The sequence below is a fragment of the Salinibacter sp. genome (assembly GCF_042218895.1).
In the GTDB taxonomy this organism is placed as follows: domain Bacteria; phylum Bacteroidota; class Rhodothermia; order Rhodothermales; family Salinibacteraceae; genus Salinibacter.
The window spans coordinates 1-12,773 of the sequence record NZ_JBDGQQ010000116.1 but is presented as its reverse complement, the minus strand read 5'-3'; the positions used below and the strand labels follow the sequence as shown (position 1 = coordinate 12,773).

The following is a 12,773-nucleotide window of genomic DNA, read 5'->3' as shown; positions in this document are numbered from 1 at the left end:
CGCGTGTCAGTCACTGGTGGCATGGACACCATCGAACTTACGCTGTCCATTCCGGCCCCTGAGCACGACCGTTTCATCGGGTGGTTAGAACGCTACGCCACGGGATTTGTGCAGGAGGACGCTGAGCTTCGGGCGTACGTGCCGGCCGACCGGTGGGCTGCCGTGGACCGGGAGCAGCTTGACGCCCGACTGGCGGCGGACGGCTATCCGGGGGCGCTGACGGTTCGCCCCCTGGCCGCGAAGAATTGGAATGCGGTCTGGGAGGAGAACCTCGCTCCGGTGCGGGCCGGCCCCTTCCTGGTGTGTCCCACCTCGGCCGATCCCCAGCCCGCGTCCGCCGACGCGACTGTGCTCCGCATCGATCCTCAGATGAGCTTCGGCACGGGCCACCACGCCACCACGCGGCTCGCCCTCCAGCTTCTGGCCGATGCCGTGGAGTCCGAAGGCCGCGTACTTGACGTAGGCACCGGGACTGGAATTCTCGCCATCGCGGCCTGTCGGGCCGGGGCCGCCCTGGCCCTTGGCGTCGACACCAACCCCGACGCGGTCCGCAACGCCCGCGAGAACGTTCGGGCGAACAACGTGGCCGACTGTGCGGCCGTACGGGAGGGATCGGTGGACGTGGTGCCGGAGACGCGCTACGACCTCGTTGCCGCCAACATCACGCGCCGCGTCCTGCTGGATCTGCTGCCGGATCTCGTCTCCCGCCTCGCCCCCGACGGCATGCTCCTCCTCTCCGGCGCCCTCCGGACACATCGCGACTCGCTCCTCGATGCCGCGGCAGGCTACGACCTACGGCTCGACGCGGAGGCCACAGAGGACGGCTGGTGGGCCGCCCGTTTCGCGAAGCCGCATTGAGAGCAGCCCCTTCCTCGTCGGACTGGTCACGCCGTGAATCTCCACCATCCTTGGGCCGAATAGTTCTCGACTATTCAGCAGAATGGTGGGGACTCGGATCGATACTCGGCCTACTTCCTGGCGTTTCATGCGCTTGAACGTCTCTCCGGCGCGACGCACGCGGCTGAGCTCTAGAGATTCTGGACCTGCCAGAAGGTGCCGTCGCTGGCCTGAACCGCCGGCAGGTTGACCGTCCCTGCCACACGTGCTCTCCAGCGCTTCGTGCATCATGTACAGGTCGAAGGAGTCGTCGAGCGCCTCGGCGCGGTAGAGGGCGGCCACGTCGGTGTGTGCCAGCGATGGGGCGATGCTGGACGAACATCCTTCGGCGTGCAGGAGCGCATCGGTTCCGGTTGGCGCATGAACGGTCGAATACGACCCGAAGCACGCCTTCGGGTTGGCCGCATAGAGGCCAATCACTGCGAGTGAGGCGCCCGTTGATGATGCTCAGTGCGGCGACGGCGCCGGGGGGTTCGTTTGGTTCGTCTCGGACACGGACACCCAATCGATGGGGACCTGCAAGAACCCTTAAGCCAGCGTGTCGCGGTGGGGATCAAGGTGGGTGGCTTGTCCCTTCACCTGGTTGTCGCCGACTGCGCGATCCACTCCGAGAGCACGTAGACCTCTCCATTCTGCGTGTGGGCCTTCGAGAAGGGCGGCTCTGGGTCCAGGGTCTGCACATTCTCCGGGGACACGAGCGACCATTCCAGCGATTTGTGTCCGTTGGCGTCCGAACCGGGCAGTGCAAATGCGCACGACCCCGGGTGGGAACCCAAACGCCCCCCTTCCGCAGCCTGACAACTGAGTCGCCAACCATTGAGACACCGAGGATGGGAAGTGTAGACTTTTGTACGTTTAGAACGCGCAAGCTGAGAGCATAAATACACTCCGTCATGGATTCATCTCATGCTTCCTCGACCCCGCGAATCGCTGCCATCGACGTCGGCACCAACACGGCCCAGCTCCTCGTGGCCGAGCGTGATGGCGCGGGGTTGCGGCGCCTCTACGTCGCCGAGCAATTTGTGCGGCTTGGCGAAGGGGTCGACGCCAGGAACCGAATTGGGGCCGACGCTCGGGATCGCCTGCTCAACACTCTGCACGAGTACGTCCACACGGCCCGCGAGTACGACGTGGACGCCCTGTCGATCACGGGCACGAGCGCCCTGCGCGACGCGGTGAATCGGGACGCGATCCTCACGGCGGTGGAGGACAAACTCGGCCTGTCGATCGAAATTCTTTCCGGGGCTGAGGAGGCGGCGTGGAGCTTCGCTGCCGCGTGCTCGGCCTTCGATTCCCTGACGGGACCCTGCCTCGTCGTGGACATTGGCGGCGGCTCAACTGAACTTGTGGCTGGCGACCCTTCCGTGGCTGACGATCCCCTCGCCAGCGATTCTCTGAGCAATCTCGACGCGATCACCACCCGGACCAGTCTCGACATCGGGTGCGTGCGCCTAACCGAGCGGTGTTTCGCGTCACAGCCACCGTCCCCAGACGCCGTCGATGCCACCGAGCAACTGATTAATAAGAGTCTTGCCTCTCACTCTCTGGATTCCGGACCCTCTCCCACGCTCATCGGCACGGCAGGCACTGCTACAGCCCTGGCCCGCGTTGATGCGGGTCCGGAGAGCCCGTGGGACGCCCTGCACGGAGAGGGCTCTGTGCTCACGCACAGGGCGGTCCGCGACTGGCGGGAGCGCCTCCTCCGGCTGTCCGTAGACGAAGTCCTAGCCCTCCATCCCGACGCCCTGGAGGGTCGGGCCGATGTCTTTCCGGTGGGCGTCATCCTCCTCGACCGCATCATGACCCACTACGACCGAGACACTCTTCGCGTGAGCCCGTACGAATTGAGACACGGCTTGGCTCTGCGAGTCCTCGCGTCCAAATCGGCCTCCCCTGCAGACTAATCCCTCTTTGATTGTCATGTCCCTCCGCGCCTTCGGAATCACTGGTTCCTTTCTGGTCCTTCTGCTTCTCCTGCTACCGACACCCGGCGCCTCTCTCCCCTCGCCGTTCACCTCTCTCGATCCGCCGCCCGACACGACGAAGCCGCTTCGGCCCTTGATGGTGGGTTTAGCCCAGGACATGGACCGCATCGCCACGGGCCTCTGGCACGAGGACTATGACCTCATCGAACAGGGCGCCCGAAACATCGCCTAGCACCCGAAAATCCCCCCACGCCAACTCGCCACTCCCAAGCAGACCCTCGGGCCTCAGTTCCAGACGTTCGTTCAGTACGACAGGCGCGTCCACCGCACGGCCACCGAGCTCGTGGAGGCGGCCGAGGCCCGCGACTGGGCCACTGTCCTTGACACCCACGAGCGGCTGAAGCGCGGCTGCGTCACCTGCCACACGGCGTACCGCGACACGGTGCGCGCCCTGCTCCACCCATAGTGGGCCACTCCGATCGCATCTCTCCCGTCCTCCGCCCGTTAAGAGACAGGATCATCGCTCACTAGCCTACTCGTCATCATGCCGACGCTCACCGCCGATCTCCGCGACGCTCTCCGGGACCGCTTCCGGGACGCCTTTGGCGAGCGGCTGCATCGGCTCATCCTTTACGGCTCGCACGCTCGTGGGGACGCAACGGAGTACAGCGACATCGACGTGCTCGTCGTGTTGAACGAGGCCCCGGATTCCTCGGACCGGGAGCGAGCCCACGAGGTGATGCACACCCTGCGAGAGGAGTACGACGCCCACGTGTCGCCCCTCGTCACCTCCCGCGAGCGGTTCGACACCTACAACCAGCCGCTCTACCGGAATGTGCGGGAGGAGGGGGAGCTGCTCGTGCCCCCCAACAATCCCGAGGCCGAATCGGCCTTTCACCACCATACCTATCCCTCGAAGACTGGCCCCCGCGGTATGCAAGAGGCAACTGAGGATGCTCTAACCCGTGCCCGAAATAATCCCGACGGGGCTTGGCGCGACTTCGAAGCCGGAGGTTACAACCGGACCGTTTCGGGGGCCTACTGCGCTATGCTGTACGCCGCTCGGGCGGCCCTTAATGAGGCGGGCAAGGCCCCAAAGTCACATCAAGGGGTTCAGCATCAGCTCTGGGAAACGTACGTGAGAGACGGTCCTCTGGACGCCACGTATCACCGCCTGCTGTCTGAGGCTGAAGGGGAGCGCCTGGATGCGGACTGTGAGCGTACACCGTCCTTCTCGGCCGAAGAGGCCGAACAGTGGATCGCCCGCGCCGAGGACTTTGTCGACACCGTCGAGGCGATGCTCCTCGACGCTGCGGACGATGACGATTCGGCGTCGTAAGATGGCGTAATTCGACAGGAAAGCCCTCTGCGAAGAGGAACATCCGCTCGCCCCTGCGGTGGGCTGTACTGACGTACTTGCCCCGCCCATCACTCCCACTCCACATGCCTGTCGCCCGCGAAGACGTGCTGGATGCCCTCCGGAAGATTGAACATCCGGAGGAGAACAAAGACATCATCCGGCTCGACATGGTGAAGGACCTCACGATTGAGGACGGCCACGTGGCCTTCACGGTTGTGGTGAAGGACCCAGACGGGGCCTTCGCCAATCAGGTGGCGGAGGCCTGCCGCCGCGTGCTGCACGAGGAGGTGAGCCGTGATCTGGCGGTGGACGTGGAGGTGGACAGCGAGATGATTCCGCTCGGCGACGACCTGATGGTGGGCGACCAGGGTGGCGAGAAGCAGCAGACGAGCGGCGAGGACGGCGTCCAGAACACCATTGCCGTGGCCAGCGGCAAGGGAGGCGTGGGCAAGAGCACCGTGGCCGTCAATCTGGCGATGGCCCTCTCGGAGCAGGGCTACGAGGTGGCGCTCGTCGACACCGACATCTACGGTCCCTCAATCCCGAAGATGATGGGGATGGAGGGCGAGAAGCCGCGTGTGAACGACGAGCGGAAAATGGTCCCCCTCGAAAAACACGGCATCAAAACGCTGTCGATGGGATTTATGGTCGACCCCGACCAGGCAGTGGTCTGGCGCGGGCCGATGGTCACGAAAGCGGTGCGCCAGTTCCTTGGCGACGTGCACTGGGGAGACGTCGAGTACATGATTCTCGATCTTCCTCCCGGCACGGGGGATGTGCAGCTCACGATCGTGCAGACCATTCCCCTCACTGGGGCTGTCGTCGTCTCGACGCCTCAGGACCTGGCCCTCGCGGATGCCCGAAAGGGCAAAGCCATGTTTGACAACGTGGACGTGCCCGTCGTGGGGATGGTCGAGAACATGGCGTATTTCTCTCCGCCCGACCAGCCCAACCGCAAGTACTACCTCTTCGGGCAGGCAGGCGCGAAAGATCTTGCGCAGGAACTCGACGTACCGTTCCTCGGCGAGGTGCCCATCGAGCAGAAGGTCCGCAAGAGCAGCGACCAGGGCAGTCCCGTCGTCCGGTCCGCCCCTGAGAGCGACTCCGCCGTGGCCTTCGCCCAGATTGCCGACGAGCTCGTCGAACAGGTGGCCCTCCGAAACGCCGAGTCCGATCCGACTCAGAAGATCGAGATTCTCTACGAGTAATTCCCCCTAACGTCCCCAGTCGCTCCGGGGATCGATCCGCCCTCAGGTCCGAGTACAGATCGGATTCCGAGTCAGTTGATCTTCTCGTCCTCATGCCCGTTACGTGTAGAGACGACAAGGTCTCTGCCTTGCGTGCCCGTGCAGCCGCCCACAACCGTTCCACAGACCATGTCCGACGACGTGTCTTCATCCCCCGATGCCGGAAACGGCGTGGATCCGGACATCGATCCGGAGCTTCGCAGCCAGATCGAAGAGGCCCTCGACACGATTCGCCCCTACCTCATGGCGGACGGCGGATCGGTCCGCCTGCTGAACGTCACCTCCGATTACGTCGTCGAGTTGGAGCTCCTGGGCGCATGCGGGTCGTGCCCGATGAGCACGATGACCCTGCGCGCCGGCATCGAACAGGCCCTGAAGCGGTCCGTCCCCAAAATCAAGCGTGTGGAGGCCGTTAACGCTACAACAGCTGCGTAAGCGACCCGTCACTGTTTGCACTGTTTGTCTATCAATCTACAGGGTCACCGCCAGCCCCAACCGAATGGGAATGTAACGCGTGGAAGTCCTGATATCCAGCTCCTGCTCGTCCGCGGAGACGAGCACGTACCGCGGTTCGAAGAAGAAAGTGTAGGTGTCGTCGATGCGGAAGTCCACGCCGAGAGCGAAATGAACTCCTATCGTGCTCGTCGAACGCTCCGGTACCTGTCCGACGGCCTGACCGTCCTGAAACGCTTGCACCCTCGCAATCCGGGTTCGGTAGATACCGATCCCGCTGGACAGATACGGCTGCGCACTGCCTTCATTCCGGAAGACGTAGCGCAATCCAACTGTCGCGTTCAGAAGGCTCAGGTCGCCCCCTTCCACCTTCGAGGAAGACCCGACCTCCAATTCATCCTCGAAAAAGGCGACCTGGTTTTCATTCAACGTGAACTCGTCGTATCCTCCCTGCAGTACCAGTTCCAGTCCGCTGTACAGCCGAACACTTGCTCCCAGTCCCAGATCGATTCCGGAATTGAGCACTGAGTTCAGGCCTTCTGGAGACTGAAAGAACGCAGCCCCTACATTTCCCCGAAGGGAGACGTCGGGCTGGGCTTCTGCACGGGGTCTAACGAAAAGCGTAAGGGCGATAGCCAGAAGAGCGATTCGTCGCATGGTAAGGGAGGCGTCGCTTCGGACGGAGAACCTCTCAGGGAGAAACGGGAACGAGCTCTAGATTCAGGGAGCCGCCGCGGTTGCGGGGCGACTCGGTTGAACGCTAGCGAGGGTGCGTGCGCCGTTCTGAGAGAAGTAGTGCATGGGGGGACAATCTGTTCAACGCCCTTTTACAAGTCATTTTCGCGCTGGATCCCTCCTTGTTGTCCCCAAACGTCCGCTCCTAAGGCGCACTGTCTGACTGCGGGATTCCCTCCTGCATGTGCAGGGTCGTACGGAGCGTTTCGAGACGGTCCTTGGCGTAGGTGCGGAGCTGCTCTCGGGTGGAATCCGACGTGCGCAGGAACCGCCGATAGTAGCGAGCAGCCGTCGCTTTCTCCCGGTAGTATTCGTCGTAGACCGTGGCGAGACGAAAGTACACACTGGTCCGGTCCGGCCGCAGACGGAGTGCCGTCCTGTAAGCCCGTACGGCTGCGGATACGTTTCCGCGCCGGTCATTCACGGCCCCCTGCTGTATGAAGGCTTCCGTGATCGGTCCTTGTGCCTCCAGCTTGATTGTGCGCTGAAGATAGGTCGTTGCCCGCTGCAGACTGTCGACCTTCAAGTATGCAATGCCCAGGTACAGGGTCGTTCGGGAATGGGTGGAGTCTCGCCGATAGGACGTTCGGAGAGACGACAGCGCCCGAGCATGCTGCTGCCGTTTCACGTCGATCAAGCCAATCCGTCGGTAGACGGTCGCGGAGGAATCTCCCCTGGCAATCGCCCGGTTGTAGGCGCGACGGGCGATCTTGAGATCTTCTTGTTCGTACGCGAGGTCCGCCCGTCGGCGCCAGAGCCGCGAATCGCCGGGCCGGTGGGCAAGGGTCGTGTCGATGACACGCCGAGCGGCCCCAGGACGCATGGTGTTTCGGTAGAAACGGCTGAGCGTTAGGGCCACCTCCACGGACTGGGGCAGCAACCGATGAGCCGTGGCGAAGTGGGAGATGGCTTGGCCGACCTTGCCCAACTCGATCTCGCACTTTGCCAGACGTGCCCACCACCGTCCGTTCGACGAGTCTCGGCGGACCAGCCAAGTGTACTGCCGCTTCGCCTCTTTCCAGTGTTGAGAGTGCCGGTATACCTCGGCGAGGGCCTGCCGGGAGGCCCGGTTGGTGGGCTGGGCCTCAAGAACCCGCTGAAAAGCCAACGCCGCCTGGGACCACCGGTAGAGCGCAGCATAACTCTCCCCAAGGGCCCGATCAAGGTGAACGACCGACTGTCCCGCCGCAAACGCCGTCGCTCGAGCCTCCCGCAGTGTCCTAATCGCTTTCTTGTGCCGCCCCAGGGCCTGCTCCGCCCGACCGAGAAGCGTGTGCAGCCGGACCGATTCACCAGCCTGGAGCGTGTCCCGGAGCCGCTTGCGGGCGCGCCGGACAACTGCCTCGTACTTTCCATTCACGTAAGCCGCGCGCAGGCTCGAGCTCGGGGCTTTATCCTGCCCTTTCGAGGCTGGACGGACCTCCGAGACCGAAAGTTGACGGGCCGAATCCGAAGGTTGGACCATTTTCCTCCCCGAAGCGTCTCCGTCGCCGCTTGGCGTTGACGCCGCACAACCCATCAAGAGCAGAACGCAGAACGTAGCGGAACCTGGCAGATGTCGGGCACTCATCGGAAGGGAAAGCACTATTCGACTGTCTACTACCTTAGTAATAAAAAACGGAGAGCAATTTTCCAATTCTCAAGGTTGGAGACGAACCGGTTGGCGGTCGGGTGCGTGGGAAAAATGTCTTTCACAGTCGTGGTACTTGCTCACAACTGGCCTCGGCCCTGCAGCATGCCTGAGCCTACCGAGACCCCCGTCGTCACTGTGTTTCTCCGTAATCAGGGCGAGGTTCTCCTGCTCCGCCGCAGTGCCGATGTAGATTCGTACCCCGGCCAGTGGGGGGGCGTGGCCGGCCACGTGGAAGACGCAGACCCGGTGGCTTCTGCCCTGAACGAGATCGAAGAGGAGACGAGGCTTCGGGAGCAGGACGTGACACAGGTCCGTCAGGGGACCTCCTTTACCGTCGACGACGAGGAGCGAGACCCCCGCTGGGTCGTGCACCCGTTCCTGTTTGACACCGAGACCCGGTCGATTGAAACGAACTGGGAGACCGACGAGAGTGAGTGGGTCTCCCCAACGACCATTCTCCGGCGAGACACGGTGCCGGACCTCTGGACCTCCTACCGGCGCGTGGCCCCGTCCATAATCGGGCTGACAGACGATACGACCCACGGCTCCGCCCGTCTGTCCATCCGGGCACTCGAGGTGCTGCGCGATCGGGCGGGGATGCTCGCTACGTCTGAGGCTTCCACGATTGAGGACGCTCGGGCCCGCCTGGTTGACACGGTGCAGCGCCTGCTGGACGCCCGTCCGTCCATGGCGGCCCTGGCGAATCGGATCCACCGTGTCATGTCCGCAAGTCGTCCGGAGCTCGTTCCCGAAACGGTCGAGATAAATGCCCACGAGGCCATCCACGACGCCCTGCGTGCCGACGCCGACGCCGCAGAGCACGCGGCCGCACAGGTGCAGGACAGGCACGTCCTCACCCTGTCGCGGTCTGGAACCGTGCTGGAAGCGCTGTGCAGGACGGACCCCCTGCCCACGGTTACCATCGCCGTCTCGGAACCGGGCGGGGAGGGAATCGGGGTTGCCGAGCGACTGGTCGATGCTGGCCTCGACGTCACCCTCATTCCCGATACGGCCCTTGCCCGTCGGCTAGATGAGACCTCCATCGACGCCGTTCTCGTTGGGGCCGATACTGTGCTTCCATCCGGGGCCGTGGTGAACAAAGTTGGGACGCGCGGCACCGCCCTCGCCGCCGAGCGGGCCGGGGTGCCCCTGCACGTCGCATGCGCCGCCGACAAAATTTCGGTCAGTGAGGAGACGGCTGACGAGTCGGTCCGCGAGAGAGCTGTGTACGACGGACCGAAGGATCTGGCGGTGTGGGCGCCCCGGTTCGACACTACACCGGCCGGCCTCGTAACCGGCGGCTTCTTCACGGAGCGAGGGACCCTGTCCCCGAACGAGGTCGGTGCCGTTGCCGACGAACTCGCCGGACTGCGGGGCTGGACGTGAGAATCGTTCTCCGCCCTTCCCCTGCGCTTCTCAGGATCTCTTCACGAACCGGACTCCTTATGGTCCGTTGATTAGTGTCGTTAGTCCTTGTATCTTGCAGGCGGTAAAATGTCTGTTTCGAGCCGATGCACATTGCCCGGTCGTCTAATGGCAGGACAGCGGCCTTTGGAGCCGTCGGTGGTGGTTCGAATCCACCCCGGGCAACCCAGAACGGTCCGTTTCCCTCACGTCGGTCGCTCTAAGCCCCGGTCTTCCTTTCGTTTCCATGCGTGCCTCGCGTAGTGACAGCCGCGTCGCCATCTTTGGGGGTCGCTCAAACCCTGCCCTCGCAACGAAGATCGCGGAGGCCTACGGGACAACACTTGGGGACCTTACCATCCGCGACTTTGCCGACGGAGAGATCTACGTCCGGTTTGAAGAGTCCATCCGCGGGGCCGACCTGTTCATTATCCAGAGCACCCATCCGAAGGCCGACAACTGGATGGAGCTGCTCCTCACCATCGACGCTGCGAAGCGCGCCTCTGCGGACCGCATCACGGCCGTGGTTCCCTACTTCGGGTACGCCCGGCAGGAGCGGAAGGACCAGCCCCGAGTCTCCATCGCGGCCAAGCTTATGGCCAACATGCTCACCTCGGCTGGGGTTGACCGCATCCTTACCATGGAACTTCACGCGGCGCAGATCCAGGGCTTCTTCGATGTGCCCGTCGATCACCTCCAGGGCTCCACCGTCCTCATCGACCACGTCCGCCAGCTTGACCTGGACGATTTTGTGGTGTTGGCCCCCGACGTTGGGGCCCTCAAGATGGCCCGCAGCTACGCCCAGCGACTGGGCGTGGATCTTGCCCTGATCGACAAGCGCCGTCCTCATCAGAACGAGGCCCAGGTGATGAACATCATCGGCGACATCGACGACCGGAATGTCCTCATCATCGACGACATCGTCGATACGGCCGGCACGCTCACCCGGGCCGCCGAGGCTCTGAGGGATCAGGGAGCCCTAAAGATCATGGCTGCGTGCACGCACGGGCTCCTCTCCGGCCCCGCCTACGACCGGATTGAGAGCTCGCCGCTCGAGCGACTCATCATTACCGACACGATTCCCCTGAAGCGGCCGTCGGACTGCATCGAAGTGGCGAGTGTCTCGAACCTGTTCGCGAAGGCCATCCGCCACATCTATACCGACCGATCCGTCTCGACGCTGTTTACCGAGTAGGAGCGGCCGCTGCCTCCGTACCGGAACGGCTCCACTCGCGAGTCGCGTATTTCGTGTTGCCCTGTTTCACTTTGCTGAACGACGCAACACGCGCTGCGCAATGCGCACTGCGAGTAGGCGTCTATTTTGCTTGAATCGACGGAGGAGGGCCGGAACTAAATCGTGGAGTCACGTCTAGTAAAGATCTTGCATGCGAAAGGGATCGGGTTGCTGGTTTCCTGCCTGCTGCCGTCGTATTTGTTCACCGGACCGAGCACGATGCCATGGACGCCCCCGTTATCGAAGCTCAGCCGCGCGAGACCGGCTCGAAGGCTGCGCGCGACATTCGCAATAACGACCGCGTTCCGTGCATTTTGTACGGCCGCACGGTCGAGTCGACACCACTACAGGTTCCCATCAGCGCGCTGGACAAGCTGATTTACCGTCGAACGGCCCCCGTGGCTGAGGTCCAGATGGATGGGGAGAGTTGGAACTGCATTCTGAAGGACTATGATCTGCACCCACTCACGGATCGCCCCCTACACGCCGACTTCCAGGCGCTGGAGGAGGGCAGCGAGGTGACCCTCACGGTACCGGTGCGCTACGCGGGCATTCCGGTGGGCCAGCAGAACGGAGGCGACACGCAGCAGATCGTCCGGGAACTCACGATCTCGGTGCTTCCCAAAAACATTCCGTCCCAGGTTGAGGTCGACATTTCCGAGTTGGCCATCGGGGATTCGCTTCACGTCTACGACCTCGACGTTGGCTACCAGATCGAGACGCCGTCCAGTCAGACGCTCGTGACGGTCGTGGCCCCGCAGATCGAGGCAGCCCCGTCGCCCGAGGCCGAGGAGGAAGAAGAGGAGGGCCTGGAGCTTACCGAAGAAGAACGCGCCGAGCTTTCCGAGGAGGAAATCGCCGAGCTCGAAGAAGAGGCCGCAGAAGCCGAGGAGGAAGAAGGCGAGGAGCCGCCGTCCGAGGGCGAAGAAGGCGGCGCCGGGTATCAGCAGCAGTAGGGTCGCGCTCGCTCGTTCTTCGTCCGAGCGCCCCCCATCCGACCCTCTTCCTCAGGGCGGCCGACCCGGCCGTCCTTTTCTTTCTTCCCTCGTTCTTTTTCGCCTCGCCCGTGTCCGCTTCTCCCCTTCTTGTCATTGGTCTCGGCAACCCGGGTGCCGAATACGAAGGATCGCGCCACAACGTTGGCTACCAGGTTGTCGACGCACTGGCGGATCGGCTCGGCGTCTCGTTCGAGCATCAGCAGAACGCCCTCGTCGGGTGGGGAACCCATGAGGGAGAGACCGTCGGGCTCGCCCTTCCGCTCACGTACATGAACCGGAGCGGGAATGCGGTCGTGTCCCTCCGCGAGCAGCACGACCTCGGCCTTGACCAACTGCTCATCATCGTCGATGACCTCCATCTCCCGCTTGGGGCCCTCCGCCTCCGCCCGAACGGCAGCAGTGGCGGGCACAATGGCCTCGCCCACATTGCTCGGCGGCTCGACACCACCGAGTACCCGCGCCTTCGCGTAGGCATCGGGAACGACTTTCCGGAGGGCGAGCAGGTCGACTACGTGCTGTCCCCCTTTTCTGACGGGCAGAAGTCGACGATTCGCGACGCGATCACGGAGGCCGGCGACGCAATCCTGACTGTAGCCCACGACGACTTGGAGGCGGCCATGAACCAGTTCAACTGATGCGTGCCGACCTCGGCTGGAGTCTCAGCGCGCGCGACCTCTCCCCTCCATGCAGAAGCACTACGATGCGTGATCGTAGCCCCAGAGCGCCCCGCCGCACTCCACACATCTCGGATCACTCTTCTTTTCGGCGGTTTTCACTTCGAATTACGTAGACCTCCCTACCAACCGCGAATACGTCTCGGTAGATTGCTGACGTTCTTGCGGTAGTTTGAATCGTTTGCCCGCTGTTCTCCCAGCCCGTATCAGGGG

At 63.3% G+C, this 12,773-nt stretch carries 14 protein-coding genes and 1 tRNA gene; 12 read left to right on the top strand and 3 right to left on the bottom strand.

Going from position 1 to position 12,773, the window contains the following annotated elements; genetic code table 11:
* The first annotated feature begins 21 nt into the window (after window positions 1–21).
* A complete protein-coding gene (gene prmA, locus ABEL04_RS10300; RefSeq protein ID WP_375802306.1) occupies window positions 22–858 on the top strand; it encodes a 50S ribosomal protein L11 methyltransferase in 837 nt (278 codons plus the stop codon).
* Here the strand turns inward: prmA and ABEL04_RS10295 are convergent.
* Window positions 793–1,317, bottom strand: coding sequence for a hypothetical protein (locus ABEL04_RS10295; RefSeq protein ID WP_375802305.1), 525 nt, complete (start codon window positions 1,315–1,317; stop codon window positions 793–795). The two genes, prmA and ABEL04_RS10295, sit on opposite strands and share 66 nt — an antisense overlap.
* 473 nt (window positions 1,318–1,790) lie before the next feature.
* Here ABEL04_RS10295 and ABEL04_RS10290 point away from each other — a divergent pair, with 473 nt between their 5' ends.
* The 6 genes from ABEL04_RS10290 to ABEL04_RS10265 all read left to right on the top strand — a co-directional run bounded on the left by ABEL04_RS10290 (window position 1,791) and on the right by ABEL04_RS10265 (window position 5,864).
* Window positions 1,791–2,801, top strand: a complete 1,011-nt coding sequence (locus ABEL04_RS10290) for an exopolyphosphatase (protein ID WP_375802304.1) — start codon at window positions 1,791–1,793, stop codon at window positions 2,799–2,801.
* Window positions 2,802–2,817: 16 nt separating this feature from the next.
* Window positions 2,818–3,054: a hypothetical protein gene (locus ABEL04_RS10285; protein ID WP_375802303.1), complete on the top strand. Its 237-nt coding sequence runs from the start codon at window positions 2,818–2,820 to the stop codon at window positions 3,052–3,054.
* Window positions 3,055–3,165: 111 nt separating this feature from the next.
* The gene (locus ABEL04_RS10280; protein ID WP_375802302.1) at window positions 3,166–3,288 is read left to right on the top strand and encodes a hypothetical protein; all 123 of its coding nucleotides are present in this window, start codon (window positions 3,166–3,168) and stop codon (window positions 3,286–3,288) included.
* Between the two features lie 78 nt (window positions 3,289–3,366).
* Complete coding sequence (locus ABEL04_RS10275) at window positions 3,367–4,161, top strand: HEPN domain-containing protein (protein ID WP_375802301.1); 795 nt, start codon at window positions 3,367–3,369, stop codon at window positions 4,159–4,161.
* 104 nt (window positions 4,162–4,265) lie between these two features.
* Window positions 4,266–5,390, top strand: a complete 1,125-nt coding sequence (locus ABEL04_RS10270) for an Mrp/NBP35 family ATP-binding protein (protein WP_375802300.1) — start codon at window positions 4,266–4,268, stop codon at window positions 5,388–5,390.
* Window positions 5,391–5,558: 168 nt separating this feature from the next.
* Window positions 5,559–5,864 carry a NifU family protein gene (locus tag ABEL04_RS10265; protein ID WP_375802299.1) on the top strand — a complete coding sequence of 102 codons (306 nt, stop codon included), beginning with the start codon at window positions 5,559–5,561 and terminating at the stop codon, window positions 5,862–5,864.
* Window positions 5,865–5,900: 36 nt separating this feature from the next.
* Here the strand turns inward: ABEL04_RS10265 and ABEL04_RS10260 are convergent, their stop codons facing one another.
* Both ABEL04_RS10260 and ABEL04_RS10255 read right to left on the bottom strand, forming a co-directional pair.
* Complete coding sequence (locus ABEL04_RS10260) at window positions 5,901–6,539, bottom strand: outer membrane beta-barrel protein (protein ID WP_375802298.1); 639 nt, start codon at window positions 6,537–6,539, stop codon at window positions 5,901–5,903.
* A gap of 223 nt (window positions 6,540–6,762) precedes the next feature.
* Window positions 6,763–8,082, bottom strand: a complete 1,320-nt coding sequence (locus tag ABEL04_RS10255) for a tetratricopeptide repeat protein (protein ID WP_375802297.1) — start codon at window positions 8,080–8,082, stop codon at window positions 6,763–6,765.
* 270 nt (window positions 8,083–8,352) lie between these two features.
* Between ABEL04_RS10255 and ABEL04_RS10250 the strand changes: the two genes are divergently transcribed.
* The 5 genes from ABEL04_RS10250 to pth all read left to right on the top strand — a co-directional run bounded on the left by ABEL04_RS10250 (window position 8,353) and on the right by pth (window position 12,521).
* Window positions 8,353–9,636 carry an NUDIX domain-containing protein gene (locus ABEL04_RS10250; protein WP_375802296.1) on the top strand — a complete coding sequence of 428 codons (1,284 nt, stop codon included), beginning with the start codon at window positions 8,353–8,355 and terminating at the stop codon, window positions 9,634–9,636.
* Between the two features lie 133 nt (window positions 9,637–9,769).
* A tRNA-Gln gene (locus ABEL04_RS10245) sits at window positions 9,770–9,840 on the top strand.
* 61 nt (window positions 9,841–9,901) lie between these two features.
* Window positions 9,902–10,849 (top strand): ribose-phosphate diphosphokinase, encoded by a 948-nt coding sequence (locus ABEL04_RS10240; protein WP_375802295.1) that lies wholly within the window; start codon window positions 9,902–9,904, stop codon window positions 10,847–10,849.
* Window positions 10,850–11,112: 263 nt separating this feature from the next.
* On the top strand, window positions 11,113–11,844 hold the full coding sequence (locus ABEL04_RS10235; RefSeq protein ID WP_375802294.1) for a 50S ribosomal protein L25: 732 nt from the start codon (window positions 11,113–11,115) through the stop codon (window positions 11,842–11,844).
* A gap of 110 nt (window positions 11,845–11,954) precedes the next feature.
* Window positions 11,955–12,521, top strand: coding sequence for an aminoacyl-tRNA hydrolase (pth, locus tag ABEL04_RS10230; RefSeq protein ID WP_375802293.1), 567 nt, complete (start codon window positions 11,955–11,957; stop codon window positions 12,519–12,521).
* Window positions 12,522–12,773: the final 252 nt, after the last annotated feature.